The organism is Caballeronia sp. LZ033, assembly GCF_031451265.1.
Lineage (GTDB): Bacteria > Pseudomonadota > Gammaproteobacteria > Burkholderiales > Burkholderiaceae > Caballeronia.
This window is the reverse complement of record NZ_JARUXQ010000046.1, coordinates 1-563: the sequence shown is the minus strand read 5'-3', so window position 1 is coordinate 563 and position 563 is coordinate 1. Positions and strand designations below refer to the sequence as shown.

Sequence of the window (563 nt, the reverse complement as noted above, 5' to 3'; positions counted from 1 at the left end):
AGGTGACGTACTCGGGCTATTACCACTACAACAACTACGACGACTCGGAACACAACTGGACGCTGCCGTTCGGCGATGCGCCGTTTGTCGGCAGTCGTCTGGGTGGCTACGCGCAAATCGCGCCCGCCGATATCCGCACCTACGCGCTGCCCGCCTACGAATCGAGCTTCGTCGCGGGCCGCACACTCTCCGGCTCGGGTGTGAGCATCGACAACACGGCGGCCAACGCGGGCTTGCCGTCCATCGGACTCGCTCCGGCTCAGGCGGGTTCAGGCGTCGTGATTGGCGACCTTGGCACGCGGCCCGGATCACCGGCGATCGGCGGCGCGAGCTGGGTCGATCCCGTGATCGCGGGTGCGACGGCGCAAGGCGTGTTGCAGAACCTCTCGGTTCCGCAGGGCGGCCTGTTCAGCCGCACGAGTGCGCCGGACGCGACCTATCTCATCGCGACCAATCCGGCTTTCACGAACCAGCGGAGCTTCATCTCGAGCGACTACTTCTTGCGGCAACTCGACCTCGATCCGCAGAAAGTACAGAAACGCCTGGGCGATGGGTTGTACGAG

1 protein-coding gene is annotated in these 563 nt (G+C 64.8%); it reads left to right on the top strand.

Annotation, left to right across the window (positions count from 1 at the left end; genetic code table 11):
* The coding region (locus QCE62_RS35115; RefSeq protein ID WP_309928023.1) for a hypothetical protein at positions 1 to 563 on the top strand (563 nt) is incomplete at both ends.